At 40.6% G+C, this 21,037-nt stretch carries 16 protein-coding genes; 6 read left to right on the plus strand and 10 right to left on the minus strand.

Going from position 1 to position 21,037, the window contains the following annotated elements; genetic code table 11:
* Positions 1–3: 3 nt before the first annotated feature.
* Positions 4–990, minus strand: coding sequence for a DUF1028 domain-containing protein (locus SY85_RS24165; RefSeq protein ID WP_066408751.1), 987 nt, complete (start codon positions 988–990; stop codon positions 4–6).
* Between the two features lie 101 nt (positions 991–1,091).
* Between SY85_RS24165 and SY85_RS24170 the strand changes: the two genes are divergently transcribed.
* Complete coding sequence (locus SY85_RS24170; protein WP_066408753.1) at positions 1,092–1,331, plus strand: hypothetical protein; 240 nt, start codon at positions 1,092–1,094, stop codon at positions 1,329–1,331.
* Position 1,332: 1 nt separating this feature from the next.
* Here the strand turns inward: SY85_RS24170 and SY85_RS24175 are convergent, their stop codons facing one another.
* Positions 1,333–3,951, minus strand: a complete 2,619-nt coding sequence (locus SY85_RS24175; RefSeq protein ID WP_066408756.1) for a T9SS type B sorting domain-containing protein — start codon at positions 3,949–3,951, stop codon at positions 1,333–1,335.
* A gap of 131 nt (positions 3,952–4,082) precedes the next feature.
* Here SY85_RS24175 and SY85_RS24180 point away from each other — a divergent pair, with 131 nt between their 5' ends.
* Positions 4,083–4,502 (plus strand): ASCH domain-containing protein, encoded by a 420-nt coding sequence (locus SY85_RS24180; RefSeq protein WP_158513031.1) that lies wholly within the window; start codon positions 4,083–4,085, stop codon positions 4,500–4,502.
* Positions 4,503–4,546: 44 nt separating this feature from the next.
* Positions 4,547–5,827 carry a metal-dependent hydrolase family protein gene (locus SY85_RS24185; protein WP_066408768.1) on the plus strand — a complete coding sequence of 427 codons (1,281 nt, stop codon included), beginning with the start codon at positions 4,547–4,549 and terminating at the stop codon, positions 5,825–5,827.
* A gap of 65 nt (positions 5,828–5,892) precedes the next feature.
* Here the strand turns inward: SY85_RS24185 and SY85_RS24190 are convergent, their stop codons facing one another.
* Together SY85_RS24190 and SY85_RS24195 are read right to left on the minus strand one after the other, a co-directional pair.
* Positions 5,893–6,633 (minus strand): metallophosphoesterase family protein, encoded by a 741-nt coding sequence (locus SY85_RS24190; RefSeq protein ID WP_066408771.1) that lies wholly within the window; start codon positions 6,631–6,633, stop codon positions 5,893–5,895.
* 4 nt (positions 6,634–6,637) lie between these two features.
* Positions 6,638–7,381, minus strand: coding sequence for a nucleotidyltransferase (locus tag SY85_RS24195; protein ID WP_066408773.1), 744 nt, complete (start codon positions 7,379–7,381; stop codon positions 6,638–6,640).
* 103 nt (positions 7,382–7,484) lie between these two features.
* Here SY85_RS24195 and SY85_RS25760 point away from each other — a divergent pair, with 103 nt between their 5' ends.
* Entirely contained in the window at positions 7,485–7,625 is a 141-nt protein-coding gene (locus SY85_RS25760; protein ID WP_158513032.1) for a hypothetical protein, read from the plus strand.
* A 248-nt stretch (positions 7,626–7,873) separates the two neighbouring features.
* Here the strand turns inward: SY85_RS25760 and ahcY are convergent, their stop codons facing one another.
* Entirely contained in the window at positions 7,874–9,202 is a 1,329-nt protein-coding gene (gene ahcY, locus SY85_RS24200; RefSeq protein ID WP_066408775.1) for an adenosylhomocysteinase, read from the minus strand.
* Between the two features lie 115 nt (positions 9,203–9,317).
* Here ahcY and SY85_RS24205 point away from each other — a divergent pair, with 115 nt between their 5' ends.
* Positions 9,318–9,806, plus strand: coding sequence for an Lrp/AsnC family transcriptional regulator (locus tag SY85_RS24205; protein WP_066408778.1), 489 nt, complete (start codon positions 9,318–9,320; stop codon positions 9,804–9,806).
* 44 nt (positions 9,807–9,850) lie between these two features.
* On the opposite strand, the gene SY85_RS24210 is transcribed toward SY85_RS24205, so the two are convergent.
* Positions 9,851–10,516 carry a GNAT family N-acetyltransferase gene (locus SY85_RS24210; protein ID WP_082886679.1) on the minus strand — a complete coding sequence of 222 codons (666 nt, stop codon included), beginning with the start codon at positions 10,514–10,516 and terminating at the stop codon, positions 9,851–9,853.
* A gap of 364 nt (positions 10,517–10,880) precedes the next feature.
* Between SY85_RS24210 and SY85_RS24215 the strand changes: the two genes are divergently transcribed.
* The gene (locus SY85_RS24215) at positions 10,881–13,649 is read left to right on the plus strand and encodes a hypothetical protein (protein ID WP_066408780.1); all 2,769 of its coding nucleotides are present in this window, start codon (positions 10,881–10,883) and stop codon (positions 13,647–13,649) included.
* Positions 13,650–13,911: 262 nt separating this feature from the next.
* On the opposite strand, the gene SY85_RS24220 is transcribed toward SY85_RS24215, so the two are convergent.
* From SY85_RS24220 to SY85_RS24235, 4 genes are all read right to left on the minus strand, one after another.
* The gene (locus tag SY85_RS24220; protein WP_066408781.1) at positions 13,912–16,542 is read right to left on the minus strand and encodes a valine--tRNA ligase; all 2,631 of its coding nucleotides are present in this window, start codon (positions 16,540–16,542) and stop codon (positions 13,912–13,914) included.
* Positions 16,543–16,611: 69 nt separating this feature from the next.
* Entirely contained in the window at positions 16,612–17,034 is a 423-nt protein-coding gene (locus SY85_RS24225; protein WP_066408783.1) for a response regulator, read from the minus strand.
* A gap of 158 nt (positions 17,035–17,192) precedes the next feature.
* On the minus strand, positions 17,193–17,840 hold the full coding sequence (locus SY85_RS24230; RefSeq protein ID WP_066408790.1) for a response regulator: 648 nt from the start codon (positions 17,838–17,840) through the stop codon (positions 17,193–17,195).
* Positions 17,841–17,842: 2 nt separating this feature from the next.
* Positions 17,843–20,866: a PAS domain-containing protein gene (locus SY85_RS24235; RefSeq protein WP_066408793.1), complete on the minus strand. Its 3,024-nt coding sequence runs from the start codon at positions 20,864–20,866 to the stop codon at positions 17,843–17,845.
* Positions 20,867–21,037: the final 171 nt, after the last annotated feature.

Raw genomic sequence — 21,037 nt, forward strand, 5'->3', positions numbered from 1 at the left:
GAATTAAGGATTTAAAAGGCGCTGCAGTTCGGCTTGGCTCACTGTTAGGAGATTTACTTTAGGCAACCGCCGGGTTAGCTCTTGCCAGTTGCGATCTTTTGCATAAATCTTCTTTAACATGGGGATGGCTTTCTCTACTTGTTTATTATTGGCCAAGGTAATTGCTGTCCAGTATTGCATTTCCAGATTCTGTGGAAACATTTTCATAGCGGCATTGTATTCATTCATAGCCGTCGTCATATCGTTTTTCTCTACTGCTAGATCGCCATTGTTCATGTGTTGATAAGCTTGATGAACAGAATACAAACGGCGAAGTTCTTTAATAGGCTGAGGGTTGTCATCTACCCGCAGGTCAACTGTGCGCTCATCCCAAGTTTTTCCTTCCGATTTGCCGGGCACGACTAACAAGGCCGCTGATTGCTGGCCACGTATATCACCACCAGCTTTCTGTGCTGCTTCCAAGGCAAGGAGTAGACGTTCTCCCAGTGATTTGCCCTTGGTACTTTCAATGGAAGCTGACATAGCTTTTGAAACATTTGGCGTCAACATCATATTGGATTGTACAGAATAGCTGCTACCTTGAATATGAGTTGCGTATTGAATACAATTCTTGCCTGTATGTGTTGCTACATTCCCTTTTGTATCTACAATGGCAACCTGGCGCACCTCACGACCTTCATCATCGCTTAATAATTTATCCAAGGCCTGTTGTGCAGTTAGGCCGGACTTAAGAAGTTCCAAGCCACGTATACCAAACGATTTGTTTGTAAATGATTGGGTGGCAATTGCACCTACGCCAGCTTCTGCCCAGCTAACCGCTGTACCAACGGAGAACCAGTGGCTTTCAACAGCAACTCCTAACTCACCTGTTGCGCTATCTCGTGCTACAATAGAAAAAGTATGAGCTAGTCGATTGTCTTGTTTGTATACCTGGGCTTGAGTTTGACATTGAAGGAGCGCGTAGCCTATGAGGAGAAATAATGTTTTCATGCTTCAGCGAATGGACTTTAAAAATAATAGAACCATTTGAGTATTTGCTAGTGCTAAAAGGGTATTGGCAGTAAAATTGAAACAGTTGTTCAAAAGCAACATTGAAAGTCATTGCTTATATAGTAGTATTGATCTGTTTTGTGGGTTGCACAAGCAACGGAGATAGTAAGGAAGGCCCCGTTTCAACAGTTGACAGTAATACTGTGGAGGCATCTGATACTACACCTTCTATTCTTTACTTAGATAATCCAACGTCAGATAGTTTCCCTGTAGCAATGGACTCAGCGGGTGCCATCATTGAACCACAGGATACACAATATACCAAAGAGGAATCAAAATGAGCTATTGTATGAGTGTCGTTGTTCCCTTTTCTATAAAGGATTTTCCGGTATAGTCTGTAGCTTTTACCATCCAGACATAGGAACTAGATGGCTGTAGTTTACCATTAATTTTACCATCCCAGCCTTTACCATTTTCGGTTGTGCTAAAGACGAGTTGGCCCCATCGATTATAAACATAGAAAGCTTCAATGCTTTTGATACCAACTGCAATGGGTCGAAGAAGATCGTTTTTACTATCGCCATTTGGTGTAAAGGCCGTTGGTACAAATACCGAAGGTTTGGTAGTAAATACTTTAATCGTTATAAACGCAGAGTCAACACAACCTTCTTCATTAAAGATCAACAAACGATAGCGAATTCCATCTGAAGGGGCCTCATAAGTGGCGACAGGGTTGGAAATAGAGGTAGAGGAAAGACCTAATCCCGGTGACCAAATATAAACGGCGCCAGGTGAAGCGTTTAATTGTAACGGCTGGCCAATAATAACCGCTGTATCTCTGCCGGCCGTGGCAGCTATATCAGGAATAACATCTACAAGTACTGTATCATAACTTGGTTTAGGACATCCTTTATTATCTGTAGCCATGGCTATATAAGCTGTTGGGCTTAACGGGTTGGCAATAGGATTCAATATGTTAGAATTCGATAGCGTTTCGGCTGGTGACCATTTAATCGAATTGCCATTGGTTTGCGCAGCTAACTGTGTGGTAGTGCCGTAGCAAATTCTGTCGTCTGGTCCCGCACTGATCGTAGGATATGGAATAGGCGTAATGGTTACTTGCCCAGTAGAAGAACAAGAGCCAATGCTGGCAGTTAAGGAATAAGTGGTTGTATTAAATGTGACTGCAGATGGGCTGGCCAACGAGGCGTCGTTTAAAGTTGCTGCTGGTGACCAGCTATAGGTAAAGGCATCTGATATGCACCTTAATTGAATAACATCACCTTGGCATACGGTTGAATCGCCCATTACTTGCAAGGCTACTTTATCGGTTACACGTACCAGTACGGTATCTTGATTGATACAGCCATTATCGTTAAGGGTGACAATAAAGAGTGTGTTTTGCTTTGGAGAGGCAATTGGATTACTTGTGTTAGCATTTGTAAGTGTAACAGCAGGCGCCCAGCTAAATGTTCCGGTGCCTTCGGCTTGTAGCTGTACATTATCTTTAATGCAAATAAGCGTATCGTCAAAGCTTACGTTTATAGGTGGTTTATCCATAATGCCAACCAGCTTCGTTATGGTATCTACACAACCATTTGAATTGCCAACAATAAGTTGGGCCACCCGCTCGCCAATAGAAGGATAAGTATAGCTTGGGTTATTGGTACTGGAGGCGATATCATTGGGATTAGCAAAGTCACCAAAGTCCCAGTCCCAGGCATTTACCGAACCATAAACAGCAGTTGAAGCATCTCTAAAGACCGTAGGTTTATTTAGACAAATGCCTGAAAATGTAAAGTCCGGTTTAAAGCCAGGGTACACACGTATTAGCGCGCTTGTTGAATCGGAGCAAGTTTCATTAAGGTTTATAATCAGCTTTATTGTATAAAGTCCGGTATCCTGAAATGTATGATTGAGAGCCATTGCTCTCGAGGCAAATATCTGTTGACCAGTACTATTTTCAATAAACCAGTCTTGTGTATGAATTAATGAGCTGGTGGACCGGTTTACGATAGAGATACTTTTTGTGTCCCGGCAAAGCTGATATTCTGGATCAAGTATAGCTCCGGCCACCTGGCAAGGAGCAATATTGATCTGAACATCTTTTCGTTGAACGGCAATGACCCTCCCATTGCGTATTTCTTCTACACATACCGTTACCACATAGGCGCCTTCTGAAGGCGCAATGCCCGAGATTAATCCTGTATTGGGATTTACTGTTGGAGTACCTAGTGGATTTGTTCCGGCAAAACCACCTCCATATGGAACCTCTTGAAAAGGCGGGTTTACAGTGGGAGAAGGAGAATTGCCTCCGGCAGTAATGCCGCTACGATACGCATTGCAAAACGAGTAGCGTAGTCGGTCACCATCTTTATCTTCAGCCGCAAAACTGTATGCAAAGTTGTTGTTTGCACAAACCACTACCAGATCGCTTCCAATAAAGCGAGCGCTGTTGTTTGTGGGACCATTATCTACTAATCCCGTACCTGGTATTTCTGCTGTATAGGTAGCACCGATTTGTGAGTATCCCGGTTGTAGGTTGTTAATGCCGGCTATGCGGAAGTTTACCTGGCTTGCTAAAACATATCCAGAGATGGAAGAAGGAAGTGAAAGCGAAAAATTATAATAACCAACTTCGTAGCAAACAAGTGGGGGATTGGTGATACAGGGATCTGGGTTGGAGATTTGGATGGTTTCTTGCTTGGTAAGGGTAACGTTCATGTCTCTTACCCTACTGTTACTGGCTTTATCAAAAATGGAAACAACTGTTGGATTATTAAAGGAACGGCCGCTGTTGCAGCGCATGTAAAATTTTAGTGTAACATTATAGGTATGCATGCCATTGAAAAACCCCTCGTATGTATAATACATCTCTCCACCTGTAATGTGGTCAGCCTTGCATAGGTAAGGCATAGTAATGCAAAGCAGAATAGTTAAGAGTGTGCCTATACTTTTCATCGAACCGGTTATAAGTGGTACTAGAAAGGGTTGCTTGTTTCGGCACAGGATATGGTGGCTTTTCAAAGAGTAATATAATTTACGCTTTTTAGCGTTATTATCCTATTAATTCAATACGTAAAATGAAGGTCTTGAGTTTGCTGCAACCTTGGGCAACTTTAGCTGTTGCAGGTGCAAAGAAATTTGAGTGTCGTTCCTGGCAAACTGAATACAGAGGAACAATCATAATTCATGCCAGTGCCAAGAAGCCAAATAAACGGGAATGCCAATTTTTCGAAGAAGATGCATACTTTAAAAAGTACATTGAGGACATGGCTTATTTGCCTTATGGAGCTATTATCGGGAAGGTGGAATTAATAGATATATATCGCACTGAATGGTTGCTGCAAAACATAGAAATAATCTCATTTCATAATTGGGCGCAGGAACTAGCATTTGATGATTTTTCTCCAAATAGATATGCCTGGCACTTTGAGCAAGCTGAAATGTTTTCAATGGTATTGCCTATAAAAGGGCACCTGGGACTTTGGGAATATAACGGACAGCTATAAGTAACGATTTCATACAGTATATTTAAGTAATATAAAACTGGCACATGAAGAAACTCTTTACCCTATTATTTTCTATTGTATCCTATGGGGCTTTTGGGCAAACCACCTATTTATATTGCGGAAAGTTAATTGATGGTTTAAGTGCGACTGCGCAGCAGGAAGTGACCATCGTTGTTGATGGCAATAAGATCATCGAAGTGCAAAAGGGCTATCAAACACCACCATCGGGTGTTGCCGTAATTGATTTAAAAAAGAACACGGTAATGCCAGGGTTGATTGATTCGCATGTTCATATAACCAGTGAAACCAGTAAGAACCGATACACAGAAGGTTTTACGCTAAATACAGAAGATTTTGCATTCAGGTCGGTAGGATATGCAGAGCGAACATTGCTTGCCGGTTTTACAACGGTAAGGGATTTGGGAGGTTCAATTGCATTGGGCTTGCGTAATGCCATTAATGGGGGCTATATAAAAGGTCCCCGAATTATTGCAGCTGGAAAAATTATATCAACAACGGGAGGACATGGCGATCCTACCAATGGGTACAATCATGAGTTAATGGGTGACCCAGATGCAAAAGACGGGGTAATAAACAGTCCTGATGAAGCCCGGAAGGCGGTAAGGCAACATTATAAAGAAGGTGTAGATGTAATTAAAATAACGGCAACGGGCGGGGTATTAAGCAATGCAAAAGATGGTGCTGGCGCTCAATTTACAGAAGACGAGATAAAAGCTATTGTAAGCACGGCAAAAGATTATGGTTTTAAAGTGGCAGCACATGCGCATGGTGCAGAAGGCATGAAGCGCGCTATTCGTGCCGGTGTAACATCAATTGAGCATGGTACTTTTATGGACGATGAAGTGATTCGCTTGATGAAACAATACGGTACATATTATGTACCTACGATAACTGCAGGTAAGTCAACAGCAGATTCTGCCAAGATACCGGGCTACTATCCACCCTTAGTTGTGCCCAAGGCCTTAGAAACGGGGCCTAAGATACAGGCAACCTTTACCAAAGCTTACAAAGCAGGAGTGAAGATTGCTTTTGGAACCGATGCTGGCGTATATGCGCATGGGAAAAACTACAAAGAATTTGAGTATATGGTAGAAGCTGGTATGCCGCCAATGGAAAGTATAAAAGCAGCCACGGTTTCTGCAGCTGATCTGCTAGGCGTTTCTGATAAGGTTGGTTCTATTGAAAAAGGTAAGCTTGCGGATATCATTGCTGTGGATGGCGATCCTCTTCAAGATATTAAAGTGATGGGTAAAGTGCAGTTTGTAATGAAAGAAGGGAAGGTTTATAAGTCAGTAAGTTTATAGGTCAAAATATTAATTATAAAAAAGCCGGTGGATAAAACTACCGGCTTTTTTTATAGCCAGGTTTATTAAACTTCCAAAAGGTAAAAGGGAACATCATAGCCATGCTTTTCTAAAATTTGTTTGGCTACATTATACACTTTAATGCCGCTGCTTGTAGTGCCTTCCAGCGTGCCTACATGTGCATGACCATGAAAGGCGGCAACTACTTGTCTTCGGTTTAACGGCTCCGATAAACGAGATGATCCCAGGAAGGGATAGATCACTTCAGGTTCACCAATTATCGTTTCTTTAATTGGGGCATAATGCATAATGGCGATCTTCTTAATGTTTTCGTTTTCCTGGTCTAAACGGGCCAGTGCTCTGTCTAAATGCAGTGCTTCATCTACCGCTTCCTGTACAAAGGCTTTCATAGCCCCTTCGCCAAACATGGATAACATATGAGCATCAAAGCCACCACCGAAGCCTTTTACACCGGCAAAGCCAATACCGTTAATGACAACTGCTTCGCCATCCAGCATATGCACTCCCTCTTTTAAAAGAATCTGGCGAATCAGCTTGTGGCGCCCTTTTTCAAAATCATGATTACCTAATACGGCCACAACTGGTACAGTGCATGCTTTTAGCTCTTCGATTAGTATTTGCGCTTCTACTTCATCTCCGGTATCGGTCAGGTCGCCACAAATGGCCAGAACGTCTGCCTGGCGCGATACTTCCTTAAAATAATCCACCCATTTGCCGCGGTCAGTTTCGCGTACATGTATATCGCCAACAGCTGCTATTTTTACTGTTTTTTTCCCTTCCTCCATAGCCTTAAACCGTTTTGATGGTAATGACTTTGTAATCCCATTCTTTGATATCAATCTGATACTGCGTTTGATCAATAATGGGGCCACGACATACTTTTTCCCAAGCTGGAGGAATATCGTATTGTTCTTTTGCTCGGTCCATAAGGTCGTCAAACAGCCATTTAGGTATGATGTCGTGAAACTCTGAAGGGTAGACAAATTGAAACTGGAGTATTTGGGCCAATAAGATATGCCAGTGCCTGTCAAGGCGGGAGTAAATGCGTTTCCAGTCTAGCTTCTTGCCATATTTTAGCATTACGTGGTTAACATCGGCTCCATCATAACGTTCCCTGTTTTGTACATAGATCTTACACCAGATTAGTTCTTCTGGCGGTATAAATTTTACTTTGACACCGGCGAATTCACCTTCAATAGCATATTCGTACCATGAGTCGTCTACCGTACAGATGTTGTTCACCGTATCAAAGATGATATCAATAAAATAGTCACCCTTGAAAACCTTGGCGAGCCAGCGGACATCATAAAGCTGGGTTTTATAACCCTTTTCGGCAAAATGCTTTAAGATCTTTGGGTACTCACTTGCCTTGCAGAAAACATCCAGATCCTTAGTGTCTCGGTAGATGCCCGTATAGTTAAACATGGCAAATGCTCCACCAAGCATAAAGTTGGAGCCGCTTTCCTGCAATAAATCCAATGCCTCCCTATAAAAAGCATGTGCTTCTTTTCTTTGCTCTTCAGTAACTATCATACATGTATATTAACACTCGTCAATAACGCCTATCCTTTTGGGACGCAGACATACGTGCAAATACTACTGAATAAAAGAATGTGCCAAGCATACCAGAGGCGCTGTGAACCAATGGCAAATAGCTATGTCTTTTCTGGAAAAATCAGAGAAGGTTGTCTCTGTTCATCTTAAAGAGAATTACCATAAAGGCAATAAGAACGATCAAAACAGCATCAATAACCTTGTTTTTATCAACCTGCTGTAAAAGTTTTTGCAATAGGTTCATAGGAGTACGTGGATTTCTGCAGACAAAATAATTAATGGCGCTTGAATTAGGAAATGGTAAAATGCGGTTATAGGTGAAATCTATTATGATTTAATAGTAATAGGGGAGGCTGTTGTATGATTCAGGGTCAGTTGCGTTAATTAAGAGCGGGAAAGTGTATGAGTCAAATTAGGCAATAAAAAAGCCCTGTAAAATACAGGGCTTTGGATCAGTTTTATTTTCAGTTATTAATAACGGTAATGTTCTGATTTGAAAGGACCATACTGAGGTATGCCTAGGTAAGCAGCTTGCTCTTCAGTCAATTCATCCAATTCTACACCAATTTTAGCTAAGTGTAGACGAGCTACTTTCTCATCCAAATGCTTTGGCAGAACGTATACTTTGTTCTCGTAGTTTTTACCATTTGTCCATAATTCAATCTGGGCCAAAGTTTGGTTGGTAAAGGAATTACTCATTACGAATGAAGGGTGGCCAGTAGCACAACCTAAGTTTACCAAACGACCTTCAGCTAATACAATAACATCTTTACCGTCGATGTTATAAATATCTACCTGAGGTTTGATAGTATCTTTTGTATGACCGTAGTTAGTATTTAACCAAGCCATATCGATTTCGATGTCGAAGTGACCAATGTTACAAACAATGGCTTTATCCTTCATCAGGCGGAAGTGCTTTTCAGTGATCAGATCGCGGCAGCCAGAAGCCGTAACAACGATGTCAGCTTCTTTTACAGCATCAACCATTTTCTTTACTTCAAAGCCGTCCATAGCAGCTTGTAACGCACAGATAGGATCGATCTCTGTAACGATTACGCGGCAGCCAGCACCTTTTAAAGAGGCGGCAGAACCTTTACCTACGTCGCCATAGCTACCTACAACAGCCACTTTACCAGCCATCATTACGTCTGTAGCGCGGCGGATAGCGTCAACCAAAGATTCTTTACAACCGTATTTGTTATCAAACTTAGATTTAGTAACTGAATCGTTTACGTTGATAGCAGGCATTGGTAAAGTACCTTTCGCCATTCTTTCATACAAGCGATGTACTCCTGTAGTTGTTTCTTCAGAAATACCTTTTACGTGTTGAACCAGTTCAGGGTATTTATCTAATACGATATTGGTTAAATCGCCACCATCATCCAGGATCATGTTCAATGGACGATCAGCTCCACCAAAGAACAAGGTCTGCTCAATACACCAATCCGCTTCTTCGATTGTTTGGCCTTTCCATGCAAAAACACCGATACCAGCTGCTGCAATAGCTGCTGCTGCGTGATCTTGTGTAGAGAAAATGTTGCAAGAGCTCCACTTTACTTCAGCACCTAAAGCCACAAGTGTTTCAATTAAAACAGCAGTTTGGATGGTCATGTGAAGACAGCCAGCAATGCGGGCTCCTTTTAAAGGTTGAGAAGGACCATACTCAGCACGGATAGCCATAAGACCTGGCATCTCTGCTTCTGCTAAACGAATTTCTTTGCGACCCCACTCGGCAAGGCTCATATCTTTCACCTTATATGAAAGGCTGAAGTTGATGTTGGATTGCGTAATTGTAGACATAAAAAGAATTTGAGCGACAAAGGTAATTAGATAGGATAAGTTTCTCTAAAAGGTTGACTAAATAGAAAAATTTTCTTTCTGATCTGTATTTTGCAGCATAAACTCCTTTACAAAAATGGCAAAAAGCATAAAAACAGAGGAAATGCCTGCTCTGGACAAAACAGACCTGGCAATTCTTAGGCTACTACAGCAAAATGCCCGTATTACGATTAAGGAAATTTCAGAAAAAGTACATCTCAGCAGTACTCCTGTTCATGAACGTATACGGAGGATGGAAGAAACGGGTGTGATCAAGCAATATGTGACACTTTTGAATGGAGCTATGCTTAAAAAGGGGTTGATGGTTATCTGCTACCTCACTTTGCGACAGCACAGTAAAGCGGCTGGGGATAAGTTTATAAAAACCATCATGCAAATGGATGAAGTGATAGAATGCTTAACTATTTCTGGCCAGTTTGATTTTATGCTAAAAGTAGTTGCTGAAAATATGGATGCTTACTATGATTTTCATGTAAACCGTCTTGGACAAATTGAGAATGTGGGAAATGTGCAGAGTGTATTTGTAATGGGTGTTATTAAGCAATCGCACCAACTTGTATTTTAAGGAGTGTTTAAACCTGAAAAGGTAAATGTCAGGAAACTAATTAGTTAAAGCGATCTAAGTATGCTTTGGCTTTGTGGAATCGGTGCTTGCTGTGATAGCTTTAATTCCATGACAAAGTCATTTATAAAATAGCCATTACCCACCTCCGAAAATTCTGTTTTTGCAACCGTGAAGCCTAGTTGCTCATAAAAAGCTTTAGCCGGATTATACTGATTTACATTTAGTGTTAGAGCGGCGGCTTTTTTAGCTGTTAATTCAGCTATTATCTTATCCATAGTAAACTTGCCAGCACCCAAGCCTTGATAGGCTGGTAAAATATAGATTTTATGAAGCTTGTAAACAGATGGGGCTACTTCACTATAAGAGGCAAATCCTATAGATTGATTACCAGCATTAATAATATGATATTGGTGTCCGATAGTCATTTGTCTTTGTAGGGAAGCTTCGCTGAACCATTTGTTCAACATATAAATAACCTGTTGAGGAGAGTAAGTTTCAGCATAGGTTTTAGGCCAGATCTCTAATGCCAGGTTTCGGATACTGTTAATATCATTTAAGTTGGCGTGCTGTATAGAAAAGTTATGGGTTGTTTTTTCTATTGGAAAGGAGAGCTTAGAATAGTTGTTGTATGAAACGCGTTTGTATCTTACATACCCATATATGCCTAGTGCTAATAAAATGATTGCTCCAAAAAGAAAGATTAGGATCATTTAGATTAATTGATAGTTAGCAAACGTCCGTTTAATTATTAGCTATCACAAAGAACAAGCTTTAGGCAGAGGGCGTGAATAGCTTCATGTATAAACTGCTTTTTTTGCGTTATCATTTAGCCTCCTTTGTGATTTACGTGTGAAATCAAGCCCATTATGAACATGGCACAACTATTTTAAATGTCTTGAAGGAGAGCCATAATTTGATCAACCTGATACTGCAACCATAAACGAGGAGCATGCTCAGGTTTTTAATTATTTTACTTTTTTACTTGCGTGGTTATTTAAATTCAGGATTACCCGGTTTCAAAGGGTAAAAGCTACAGATTGTGTATATTGTTAATTCCTATTAATCAGTACTATTATGTTTCGATCGTTAGCGGCTATATTTTTATTTCTATCCTCAGCTACTTTGATCCATGCCCAGCAATTCGGAGGCTTTCCCTCCAATACTAAATGGAAACAAATTAATACCGATACAGCGCGGATAATTTATACGCCGGGAGCTGAGAACGAGGCTAAGCGGGTGGCCACTATTATTCATAAAATGGCAGCTGAAGAGAATACAATAGGCGGTGCTTTGAAAAAAATTAATGTAGTACTACAAAGTAGAACCACGATGGCAAACGGTTATGTAGCATTAGCTCCCTACCGAAGTGAGTTTTATTTAGTGCCAGGTGGAAATATATTTGATTTTGGAAATTTACCCTGGCAGGAGCAGCTGGCTGTTCATGAATACAGGCATGTTCAGCAATACAATAATTTCAATAGAGGCGGCAGTAAGGTACTGGGTGTGCTATTTGGACAGGAAGGAAGGGCTGTAGGAAATGGGCTTGCTATACCTGATTGGTTTTTTGAAGGGGATGCCGTGTATATGGAGACTGCGCTTACGCCACAGGGTAGGGGGCGCACACCCTATTTCCAAAATGGTTACAAGTCTCTATGGCGAGAAGGACGTAACTATAATTGGATGAAATTGCGCAATGGCTCCTTAAAAGATTACGTCCCCAATCACTATCAACTAGGGTATTTACTGGTTAATTATGGGTATTTAAAATATGGTGCTGATTTCTGGAAAAAAGTTACCGCCGATGCGGCTTCTTTCTCTTCCGTTATATACCCTTTTCAAAGTGCCATAAAACGACATGCAGGCGTCACTTATGCAACGTTTCGAAAAGAAGCACTTGACTACTATAGTCATGAAGTTAGCAAAAGGCGTAATGATGTGAGAAACCGCGAGACGGTAACTAATTATTATTTCGCGCATCCAATCAGTTCAGATTCTATTGTGTATTTGAAAGACAGCTATAAAAAAATACCTGCTTTTTATTTGCGAACACACCAAGGGGAGAAGCGAATAAGGCTTAAAAGTATTGGCAGTGAAGATTGGTTTAGCTATAGAGACGGGTTGATTGCCTATACCGCATTCAATACTGATCCAAGGTGGTCATTAGTAGATTATAATGACGTGGTATTGCTGGATATGCAAACTGGGCAAGAAACCTGGCTAACGCATAAGGGGAAATACTATACCCCTGATATTTCACCGAATACTCAGACAATAATAGCCACTGCTGTTACAGATTCAGTAACCAGTGAGCTTCAATTGATCAATAGAAAGGGCGTTGTTTCAAAATCAATACATGCGCCTCAGGCCTCTTTCTTCTTTCATCCTAAATTTATAGATGACGAACATGTAGTGGTGGGTGTACGCTGGCCAGATGCCACAATGTCGCTAGAGGTGCTGGAATTATCAACTCAGAAAATGGAGGCGCTCATTCCACGTACACTTGCTACAATTGGGTATCCTTTTGTAAACAACAATTCAATTTATTTCACATCGTCATTAGCTGGAACAGATAATATATATGTAGTTCGGCTGGAGGATAAAAAGATATTTCAGTTAACCAATAGCCAAACCGGCTTGTATTTTCCGGCTGTAGCAAACGATTCATTATTTTATAGCGCCTTTACCAGTAACGGCTTGGCATTAAAGAATGAAGGATTAAGCAGCGTAAAAACACAAGAAATTGCAAGTACTGCCTGGAGCAATGTGACGATCCCATATACAGTAGCGGGTGATGCAAATAGAAATATACTACAAGTACCTACGCGCGAATTTCCAGAAAGGCCATATCGAAAAGCAACGGGTTTATTGAACTTTCACAGTTGGAGGCCCGATTATGCCGATCCGGAGTTTAGTTTTTCAGTATACAGTGATAATATTTTAAATACCTTCTCCAGCGAGCTGTTCTACAAGTATAATGAAAATGAAAACTCGCATGCTGTTGGTTTCAATGCCATATACGGCGGCTGGTTCCCTCAAGTAGTGTTTGGTGTAGAACGAATAAATAATAGGCATTTAAAAAGCAGCACTAAAAGCTATATACTGAACCAGACGGAAAGTAATGTGGGCTATGCCATTCCATTTAATTTTTCAAAGGGCAAAACACTAAAGTCGTTAAGCTTAGGCAGCCGGATTTATTATACTACATTGGAGTCTGCAGGAAAGAGCCCCACAAACTTTGCCGGCTTTCAATCTACTTATTTAAGTCATGCTATAGGATGGGTGCAGCAGCTGCCTAGGGCACGCCAACAAATCTATCCTAAATGGGGATATGCTCTTGCCGCTAACTACCGGCATCGCCTAGATGAGAAAGGGTATCAGGCAATAGGAAGCAGTAGTCTTTATTTGCCGGGTCTGTTTCCCAATCATAGTTTGGTAGTACAAGGAAGTATTCAAGAAACGGATACTTCAAATGTGATTTTTTCAAATCGGTTTGCTAACTCTAGGGGGTACTCTGACTATTATTTTTCCCGGATGTGGAAAGTAGGCGCAAACTACCATTTGCCTCTGTTGTACCCAGATAAAGGCTTTGGTAATATTGTTTATTTACAACGCATACGCGGAAATGCTTTCTATGACTTTACCCGTGTATACTCAAATACTAAAACAGCAACCCGTGATCTAAGAAGCGTAGGGTCTGAACTTTTTTTTGATACCCGGTGGTGGAATTCTTATCCTTTAACATTAGGTGTGCGGTACAGCTATCTTTTGGATGCAAATGTTGTTGGCGCACAGAATCCCAACCATTTTGAGATTGTATTACCACTTAATCTAATACCAGATTAAGAAGGGAATGGTGAGTGGTCAATGGTTAGTAAGTCATTAGGACAATAGTGAAGGTTTAGTGGATGTGTACTGAAGTAATAGTGTAGTACTAGTGAAGTATATCTTCAGTAGCTCCCCGGAAAGTAGGGGAGTTAACGGGGAAACTTGGAATTTGTCTTTGGGATATGATATTTACAGCTAACTATAATAAAAAAGGAGACATAGAGATGTCTCCTTTTTTATTATAGTTTCAAGCATTGACGCTCAAACATTGCTATTTTATTTATCCCAATGCTGAGAGGCTTTCAGAAATAGCCTTAATCTTTTCTTCTGCATCCGCCTTTTTACGACGCTCGACATCCACTACTTCTGGCTTTGCATTTAGAACAAATCGCTCATTACTTAATTTCTTCTCTACAGAGACCAAGAAGCCTTTAAGGTATTCCAGTTCTTTTTCCAATTGCTCTTTTTGTGCAGTTGTATCAAGTTCCTGTTCTGTTTCAATGTAAATTTTATCCTTTCCAACTAATACAGCAATAGCGCCTGCTACTGCATCGTTTACCAGGTTTACTTCTTTAGCATTTACTTGTTTAGTGAGAATGGATGTAATTGCTGCGTATTGACTACTTTGAGATGCTTGTACGTGTACATTAACCGGATCTTTCGGTTTAATATTATTTTTTACGCGTACATCGCGAATCGCTGAAATGGTCTGTTTTAGCAGATCGCCCTGTTGGAGTAAACTTTGTTGAATGTTTGCTGATTTGCTGAATTGTTTTACACAGAGATCATCAGTTTGATCTTTTAACTGATGATAGATTTCTTCTGTAATAAACGGCATGAACGGATGCAGTAGTTGCATTAGTTCTTCAAAAAAGCGAACAGTGCTTTGATAAACATTGCTATCGATAGGCTGTTCAAACCCTGGTTTTGCCCACTCCAGATACCAGCTACAGAAATCATCCCATATGAGAGAGTAGATGGTTTTTAGTGCTTCACTCAAGCGAAATTGAGCATACATTTCTTCCACCTGACCTTTTACTTCATTCAATCGTTGTTCAAACCATTGAACCGCAAAATGGGAAGACGAAGATTCGTTTGTTTGTGCTTGACGCGACTCCCACATTTTAACCAGCTTCAGTGCATTCCAAAGCTTGTTATTAAAATTGCGACCTTGCTCACAACTGCTATCATCAAATAATAAATCGTTACCAGCCGGAGCTGAAATAAGGATACCAAAGCGAACAGCATCTGCCCCAAAGCGCTCAATTAGCTCAAGCAAATCTGGTGAGTTACCCAGGCTTTTACTCATTTTGCGGCCTTGCTTATCGCGTACCATACCGGTGAAGTATACGTGATCAAATGGCTTCTCATTCATATACTCCATGCCAGCCATAATCATACGTGCTACCCAGAAGAAGATAATGTCCTGGCCAGTTACCAATACTGAAGTAGGGTAGTAGTAATTAATATCTGGATTATTCGGTTGGGTAATACCATTAAACACTTCCATGGGCCATAACCAAGATGAAAACCATGTGTCGAGAACATCTTCATCTTGCCTGATATCTCCGCCTTCAAGTTTCAGGTCTCTAGCTTCAAATTGCTTAAGAGCCTCTTCTCTTGTAGCGGCTACTACAAAGCTGCCGTCTGGTGCATACCAGGCTGGTATACGCTGACCCCACCAAAGCTGGCGACTGATACACCAATCTTTCACATTTTCCAACCAATATCTGTAAGTTGCCAAAAAGCGTTCTTCCGGGTGGATCTTTACATCTCCGCTAACCACTGCAGTTAATGCTTGGTCTGCCAGTTCTTTCATTTTTACAAACCACTGTGTGGAAATACGAGGCTCTACCACAGCATTTGTGCGTTGAGAATAACCTAAACGGGTTTGGTATTCTTCTTCTTTAATTAAAAGACCGTCAGTATGTAGTTTTTCTATAGCTTGTTTACGTGCTTCAAAACGATCTATGCCAATGAATACCTCTGCGGCTTCACTTAGCGTTCCATCCTCATTTAACGTGTCAACAATTGGAAGGCCGTGCTTTAGTCCTAGGTTGTAGTCATTAATATCATGGGCTGGGGTTACTTTCAGTGCACCGGTACCAAAGGCAGGGTCTACATACTCATCAAAAATGATAGGTACTTCGCGATTTACCAAAGGAACAATAACTGTTTTACCCTTGAGGTGCTGATAGCGTTCGTCATTCGGGTTTACGCAAACGGCCGTATCACCCATAATGGTTTCTGGGCGCTGGGTGGCTATTGTAATATATTCATTGGTGCCAGTTACCTGGTATTTTACATAGTACAGCTTGCCTTGTACATCTTTATACTCAACTTCTTCATCGCTTAAGGCTGTTTTTGCTTGAGGGTCCCAGTTGATCATACGAGCACCACGGTAGATCTTTCCTTTGTTGAAAAGGTCAATAAATACCTTGATCACGGCTTCATAATAATGAGCGTCCATGGTAAAGGTTACACGATCCCAATCTACACTACAACCCAGTTTTTTGATCTGGTGATAGATGATGCCACCATATTTTTCTTTCCATTCGAAGGCATGCTTCAAAAAATCTTCTCTGGACAGGTCATGTTTTGAAATGCCTTTCTCTTTTTCAAGCATTTGTACCACTTTAGCTTCTGTGGCAATAGAAGCATGGTCGCTACCAGGCACCCAGCAGGCATTAAACCCACTCATACGCGCTTTCCGAACCAATACATCCTGCACCGTTTCATTGAGCGTATGCCCCATGTGTAAAACACCTGTAACGTTAGGCGGAGGGATGACAACAGTGAAAGGTTGGCGCTCATCTGGCGTGCTATGGAAGTATCTTTTGTCCAGCCAGTGCTGGTACCATTTTTCTTCTATTTGCTGTGGCTCAAAATTTTTGGAAAGAGAACTGCTCATGCGTAAAATAAAATTGGTGTGCAAAGTTAGTTAATCTGCACACCAATTTTATTAATATTCCGATGGCTATTAGGCCTTGTTCATTTTGTCCTGAATTTCCTTGCAAATGAAGGTTTCCCCATTGTAAACCTGAATAATGGCCTGAAGCATCTCCTCTCGTGAAGAGTTTTTGGTAACATATCCTTTAGCCCCTGCTAAAAGCATGTTTTTGGCATAGGAGGGCTGATTGTTTATGGAAACGCCTATAACTTTAATGCTCGGGTAAAGTCTGCTGATTTCTTTAGTAGCTTCCAACCCATTCATGGGATACATATTTATATCCATGAGCATAATATTGGGGCTTAGAGACGCTGCCATAGCGATAGCTTCTTCGCCTGAGGCACAATCTCCGACTACCTGGAGTCGTTCATCTTTTTGTAACAACATTTTCCAGGTTTCCCTTACCATTTGGTGATCATCAACTAAAACAACGCGAATTGGGTCGTTTCTCATACAGCGTTTTTAAATCATTCTGCAATGAAATGACATCACAGGAAGGGTTATTCATGCAGACGGATTTTATGATAACGCCTCAACAGAATTGCCTTGTGCTGTATTTTATACGTTAGCTTGGTAATTAATGTTGGTACTATGAATATAGGTACTCCATTTTAATTATCAAACTCCAATTGGCTATTGTTGATGAAATTCACCAATGCAGCTGCGTTCTTAAGATTTAGTTTTTTGAGAATGTTATAACGATGCACCTCCACTGTTTTTACAGAAATATTAAGCGCATCAGCTATTTCCTTAGAAGAGTGGCCTTTTTTAATGAAAGCAATGATCTCTATTTCACGCTGAGATAGGGCATTTAAACCTGATTGCTGATCCTCACCGCTAATTACCTGCTCAGAAAGGATGTTCTTGATCTCTTCGCAGATATATTTTTTGCCACTTTGGATTTCCATCAAGGCTTTAAACATTTCTTCACGTGAAGAGTTTTTGGTAACATAGCCCATGGCTCCTTTTTGGATCATTTTCCGGGCATATGTAGGTTGTGTATGAAGTGATACACCAAGGATCTTGGTGCCAGGAGAGTATTTACGGATTTGTTGTGTGGCTTCAATTCCATTCATGCCTGGAAGGTTAATATCCATTATTACCACATTTGGGCGGAGTTTCTTGGCCAATTCAATGGCTTCTTCACCACTTCCGCTTTCTGCAACAACAGTAAAGCGCGGGTCAGTATTTAAAATGAAGCTCCAGGTCTCACGTACCAGTGTGTGGTCATCGGCTATAAGAATGGTAATTTTTTCCATAGTTAAATTGGATTTGTATGTTTTGGAAAGTTGATCATAATTAAGCTCCCTTTACCGGGGACCGAATTTACAGTTAATGTTCCGTTTGCCAAATATACTCTGTTTTGGATGTGTTTTAACCCGGAACCTTTTTTTACGGTGTCAAAGTTAAATCCAATCCCGTCATCTGCAATAAACAATTCAACTATTTGAGGGGTATCTTGAATCGTTATTGTGACATTTTTGGCTTTTGCGTGTTTTAAAGCATTGTTAATAGCCTCCTGAACAATTCGATAAATCATCAATTTTTGATTTTCAGACAACGTAGATTCCAGCCTATGGGCGGCTTTTAGCTTGATTTTTAACTTGCCCGTGAGGTTTATATTGTCAAGTAGTTCGTTTATCGATTCAATTAATCCCAAGTCGCCAAGACTTGGATTCATTAATGAGCGGGAGAGTTGCCTGATCTCATTAATTACGTAAATAATATTCTGAGAAGATTTTGCGATCAGCTCATCTTTCAATTCACTATTGCTTAGTGAAAGATCCAAATAGAGCTTAGTGGTTGTTAAAACCTGATTTACATTGTCATGCAGTTCCTTGCCAATTTCACTGCGTTCCTGCTCTTGTGTTTCTATAGTTGTTTGGCTAATAAACTTTTGTTTGTCCAATTCCTTTTTGAGCAATTGCATTTCCAGGCGCTTGCGCTCCGTAATATTTTGGGCTGCGCCAATCAGGCGCACCGGTTTGCCTTCAGCATTTCGTAAAATGATACCCCGGTCATATACAAAGTTGTACTGGTGGTCATCTCTTAGAAATCGGTACTCTACTTCAAACGTATCCAGGCCTGTATTGTGAAGGATATTATTTATTGTGTTTTGTACATGGAGGCTGTCTTCAGGATGTATTCGTCGCAACCAGGGATCGATAGTTCTTATGGCAGCATCATTTGAAACACCGTATACGTTTTGTAGACCTTCAGCATCTCTGTAGATATAGCCGCTTTCCAGGTCCCAATCCCATATTAAGTCGCTGGTAGCCTTGAGTATGGCATTGTAGCGTTCATTGCTTTCGGTTAGTTCCTTTTCTTTTAGCTTCAGGTCGGTAATATCCTGCATGGCGCCAATCATGCGATAAGGCTTATTGGAGCTGTCTCGTAAAATAAACCCCCTGTCAAATACATAGCGGTAAGAATTGTCAGCTGCTTTAAAGCGGTACTGCCCACGCCATATACTTTGGCTTGAGTGTTGAATAGCTTGTAAAAAAGAGTCTGTTACTCGTTGTACATCTTCTGGATGTATTAACGCCAACCATTTGTCATAGGTTATCTCTTCACTTTTATACCCAAATAACGTAAATAAGCCCTCTCCCCAATCCAGCGTATTATGCTCCAAGTCATAATCCCAGATAGCGTCCGAGGTGGCTTTACTTGCAAATAAGAAACGCTCATTACTTTTTAAAAGTTCCAGCTCTGCTTTTACCTGAGTGGTTTTATCATGAACAACAACCAGACGGGCTTTTTGGTTTTGGTATTCTATCGCACTGCTTCTTATATCTACAAATATGATTTCGCCGTTTTTCTTTTGATGCCGCCAAGAACTGCTGTTTGTGTCTTTTGACCTGGCTTCTTGAATGTTTATATTGGCTTCTTCCCTCTCATCGATAGGATGCAACTCCTGTATAGTCATCTGTTTAAACTCTTCCTTTGTATAGCCATAATGAGCTACAGCTGCTTTATTTACCTCTAAAAGCTGTTGGGTCTCGGGGTTATAGATCCAGGAAGGAAGTGGGTTATTAACAAACAGTGTACGGTATTTAACTTCAGAGTTGAGTAAACGTTGCTCAGCTAGTATTTTATCGGTAACATCCTGACAGGTTATAAGATTGATTTTTCGACCAACCTGTTCTATAATAGTGTGTCCAGTTAGGTCTACATAAATAATATCACCATCTTTTTTCTGATGTCTAAGCCCGGTTACTGAAAAATGTACAGCCTCTCTGTTAATGTCTGTTAAAAAGCGATGATCAAATGATTCATCCAGAGGTTGAATATCTTTGATGGTCATCTGTAGGAACTCTTCCCGTGAATAGCCGTAATGCGCAACAGCCATATCGTTTACATCCAGGAATCGTTGTGTTTCCGGGTCTAAGGTCCACATAGGTAGAGGACTGCTATAGAAAAGCAGCCGGTAATTAGCCTCGGTTACTTTATAGCTCGTAATATCGGTATGGGTTCCGATCATACGCAACGGTTTCCCGTTTTCATCCCAACTTACAATGATGCCCCTGGATAAAATCCACCGGTAAGTGCCATCTTTTGCTTTGATCCGGTAGGTGGAGTCATAAATGGGTTGATTACTTAATAAGTGTTTTTCTAAGGCGTTGTCTGTAATATGCCTGTCGTCTGGGTGTATTCGGCTCACCCATTCATCTATATGATTGATTAGCTCGTTATCTTCAAAGCCGTAAAGGCGTTTATAAGATGGTGAGTAGTACGTATAGCCTGTTTGTATGTCCCAATCCCAAAGGCCCTGATGGCTGCCTTCTGATGCATATTGCCAGCGACGCTCTGCTTCCTCCAATGCGATCTGGTTCTTTTTATCTTCAGTAATGTCGTAGGTGTTGATGATTATGCCAAGAATGTTACCTTTTTCGTCCTTGGCTGGACGGAATATATTGCGCAGAAATGTAATGTTCCCATCTACTAAGTGCGATGATTCTGTTTCTCGCTGATTGCCTTTTAATACATCTTCATATATTTCTTTGATAAAGGGCTGATTCTTTTCTGATGCTACATGAAGGAGGTTCTGTCCAATTTGCAGGTCAGTATGAAATAGTTTGAAAAACTGTTTCCGGGAGTTTTCGTTGATATACTGAATTATATAATTGCTATCCAATAAAATTACCAGCTCTTTAGAATTGCTTAATAAAATGGATAGTAAGGCGTTAGGATCATTAAAAGCAGGCTTATGCGCTTCTTTATTTGTGTTTATTTCGGGTTTTGGATTGGAAGTATTTTCTTTACTAGTGTGATTTTTTAAACTCACTTAGTCTGCTTTATATTGAAAATTATGTATAAAGGTTGTTAATGAAAATGATAAAGCGATTTTTTTTTTAAACAGATCGCCAATGTAGCATTAAACACGTAATGCAGTGATTTTTAAGTAATCACTCTAGTAAAATTACGTTTTTGTGAAGTTTGGTTCAAAATTTAATGG

Origin of the sequence: Flavisolibacter tropicus (assembly GCF_001644645.1) — a bacterium.
Taxonomy (GTDB): domain Bacteria; phylum Bacteroidota; class Bacteroidia; order Chitinophagales; family Chitinophagaceae; genus Flavisolibacter; species Flavisolibacter tropicus.

Coding starts and splice junctions, on each gene's coding strand:
- SY85_RS24195 (WP_066408773.1), bottom strand. CDS start 7,381: ATGATAGTTACTGAAGAGCAAAGAAAAGAAGCACATGCTTTTTATAGG.
- SY85_RS24220 (WP_066408781.1), bottom strand. CDS start 16,542: ATGAGCAGTTCTCTTTCCAAAAATTTTGAGCCACAGCAAATAGAAGAA.
- SY85_RS24185 (WP_066408768.1), top strand. CDS start 4,547: ATGAAGAAACTCTTTACCCTATTATTTTCTATTGTATCCTATGGGGCT.
- SY85_RS24210 (WP_082886679.1), bottom strand. CDS start 10,516: ATGATCCTAATCTTTCTTTTTGGAGCAATCATTTTATTAGCACTAGGC.
- SY85_RS24215 (WP_066408780.1), top strand. CDS start 10,881: ATGTTTCGATCGTTAGCGGCTATATTTTTATTTCTATCCTCAGCTACT.
- SY85_RS24230 (WP_066408790.1), bottom strand. CDS start 17,840: ATGGAAAAAATTACCATTCTTATAGCCGATGACCACACACTGGTACGT.
- SY85_RS24175 (WP_066408756.1), bottom strand. CDS start 3,951: ATGAAAAGTATAGGCACACTCTTAACTATTCTGCTTTGCATTACTATG.
- SY85_RS24190 (WP_066408771.1), bottom strand. CDS start 6,633: ATGGAGGAAGGGAAAAAAACAGTAAAAATAGCAGCTGTTGGCGATATA.
- SY85_RS24205 (WP_066408778.1), top strand. CDS start 9,318: ATGGCAAAAAGCATAAAAACAGAGGAAATGCCTGCTCTGGACAAAACA.
- SY85_RS24165 (WP_066408751.1), bottom strand. CDS start 990: ATGAAAACATTATTTCTCCTCATAGGCTACGCGCTCCTTCAATGTCAA.
- SY85_RS24225 (WP_066408783.1), bottom strand. CDS start 17,034: ATGAGAAACGACCCAATTCGCGTTGTTTTAGTTGATGATCACCAAATG.
- ahcY (WP_066408775.1), bottom strand. CDS start 9,202: ATGTCTACAATTACGCAATCCAACATCAACTTCAGCCTTTCATATAAG.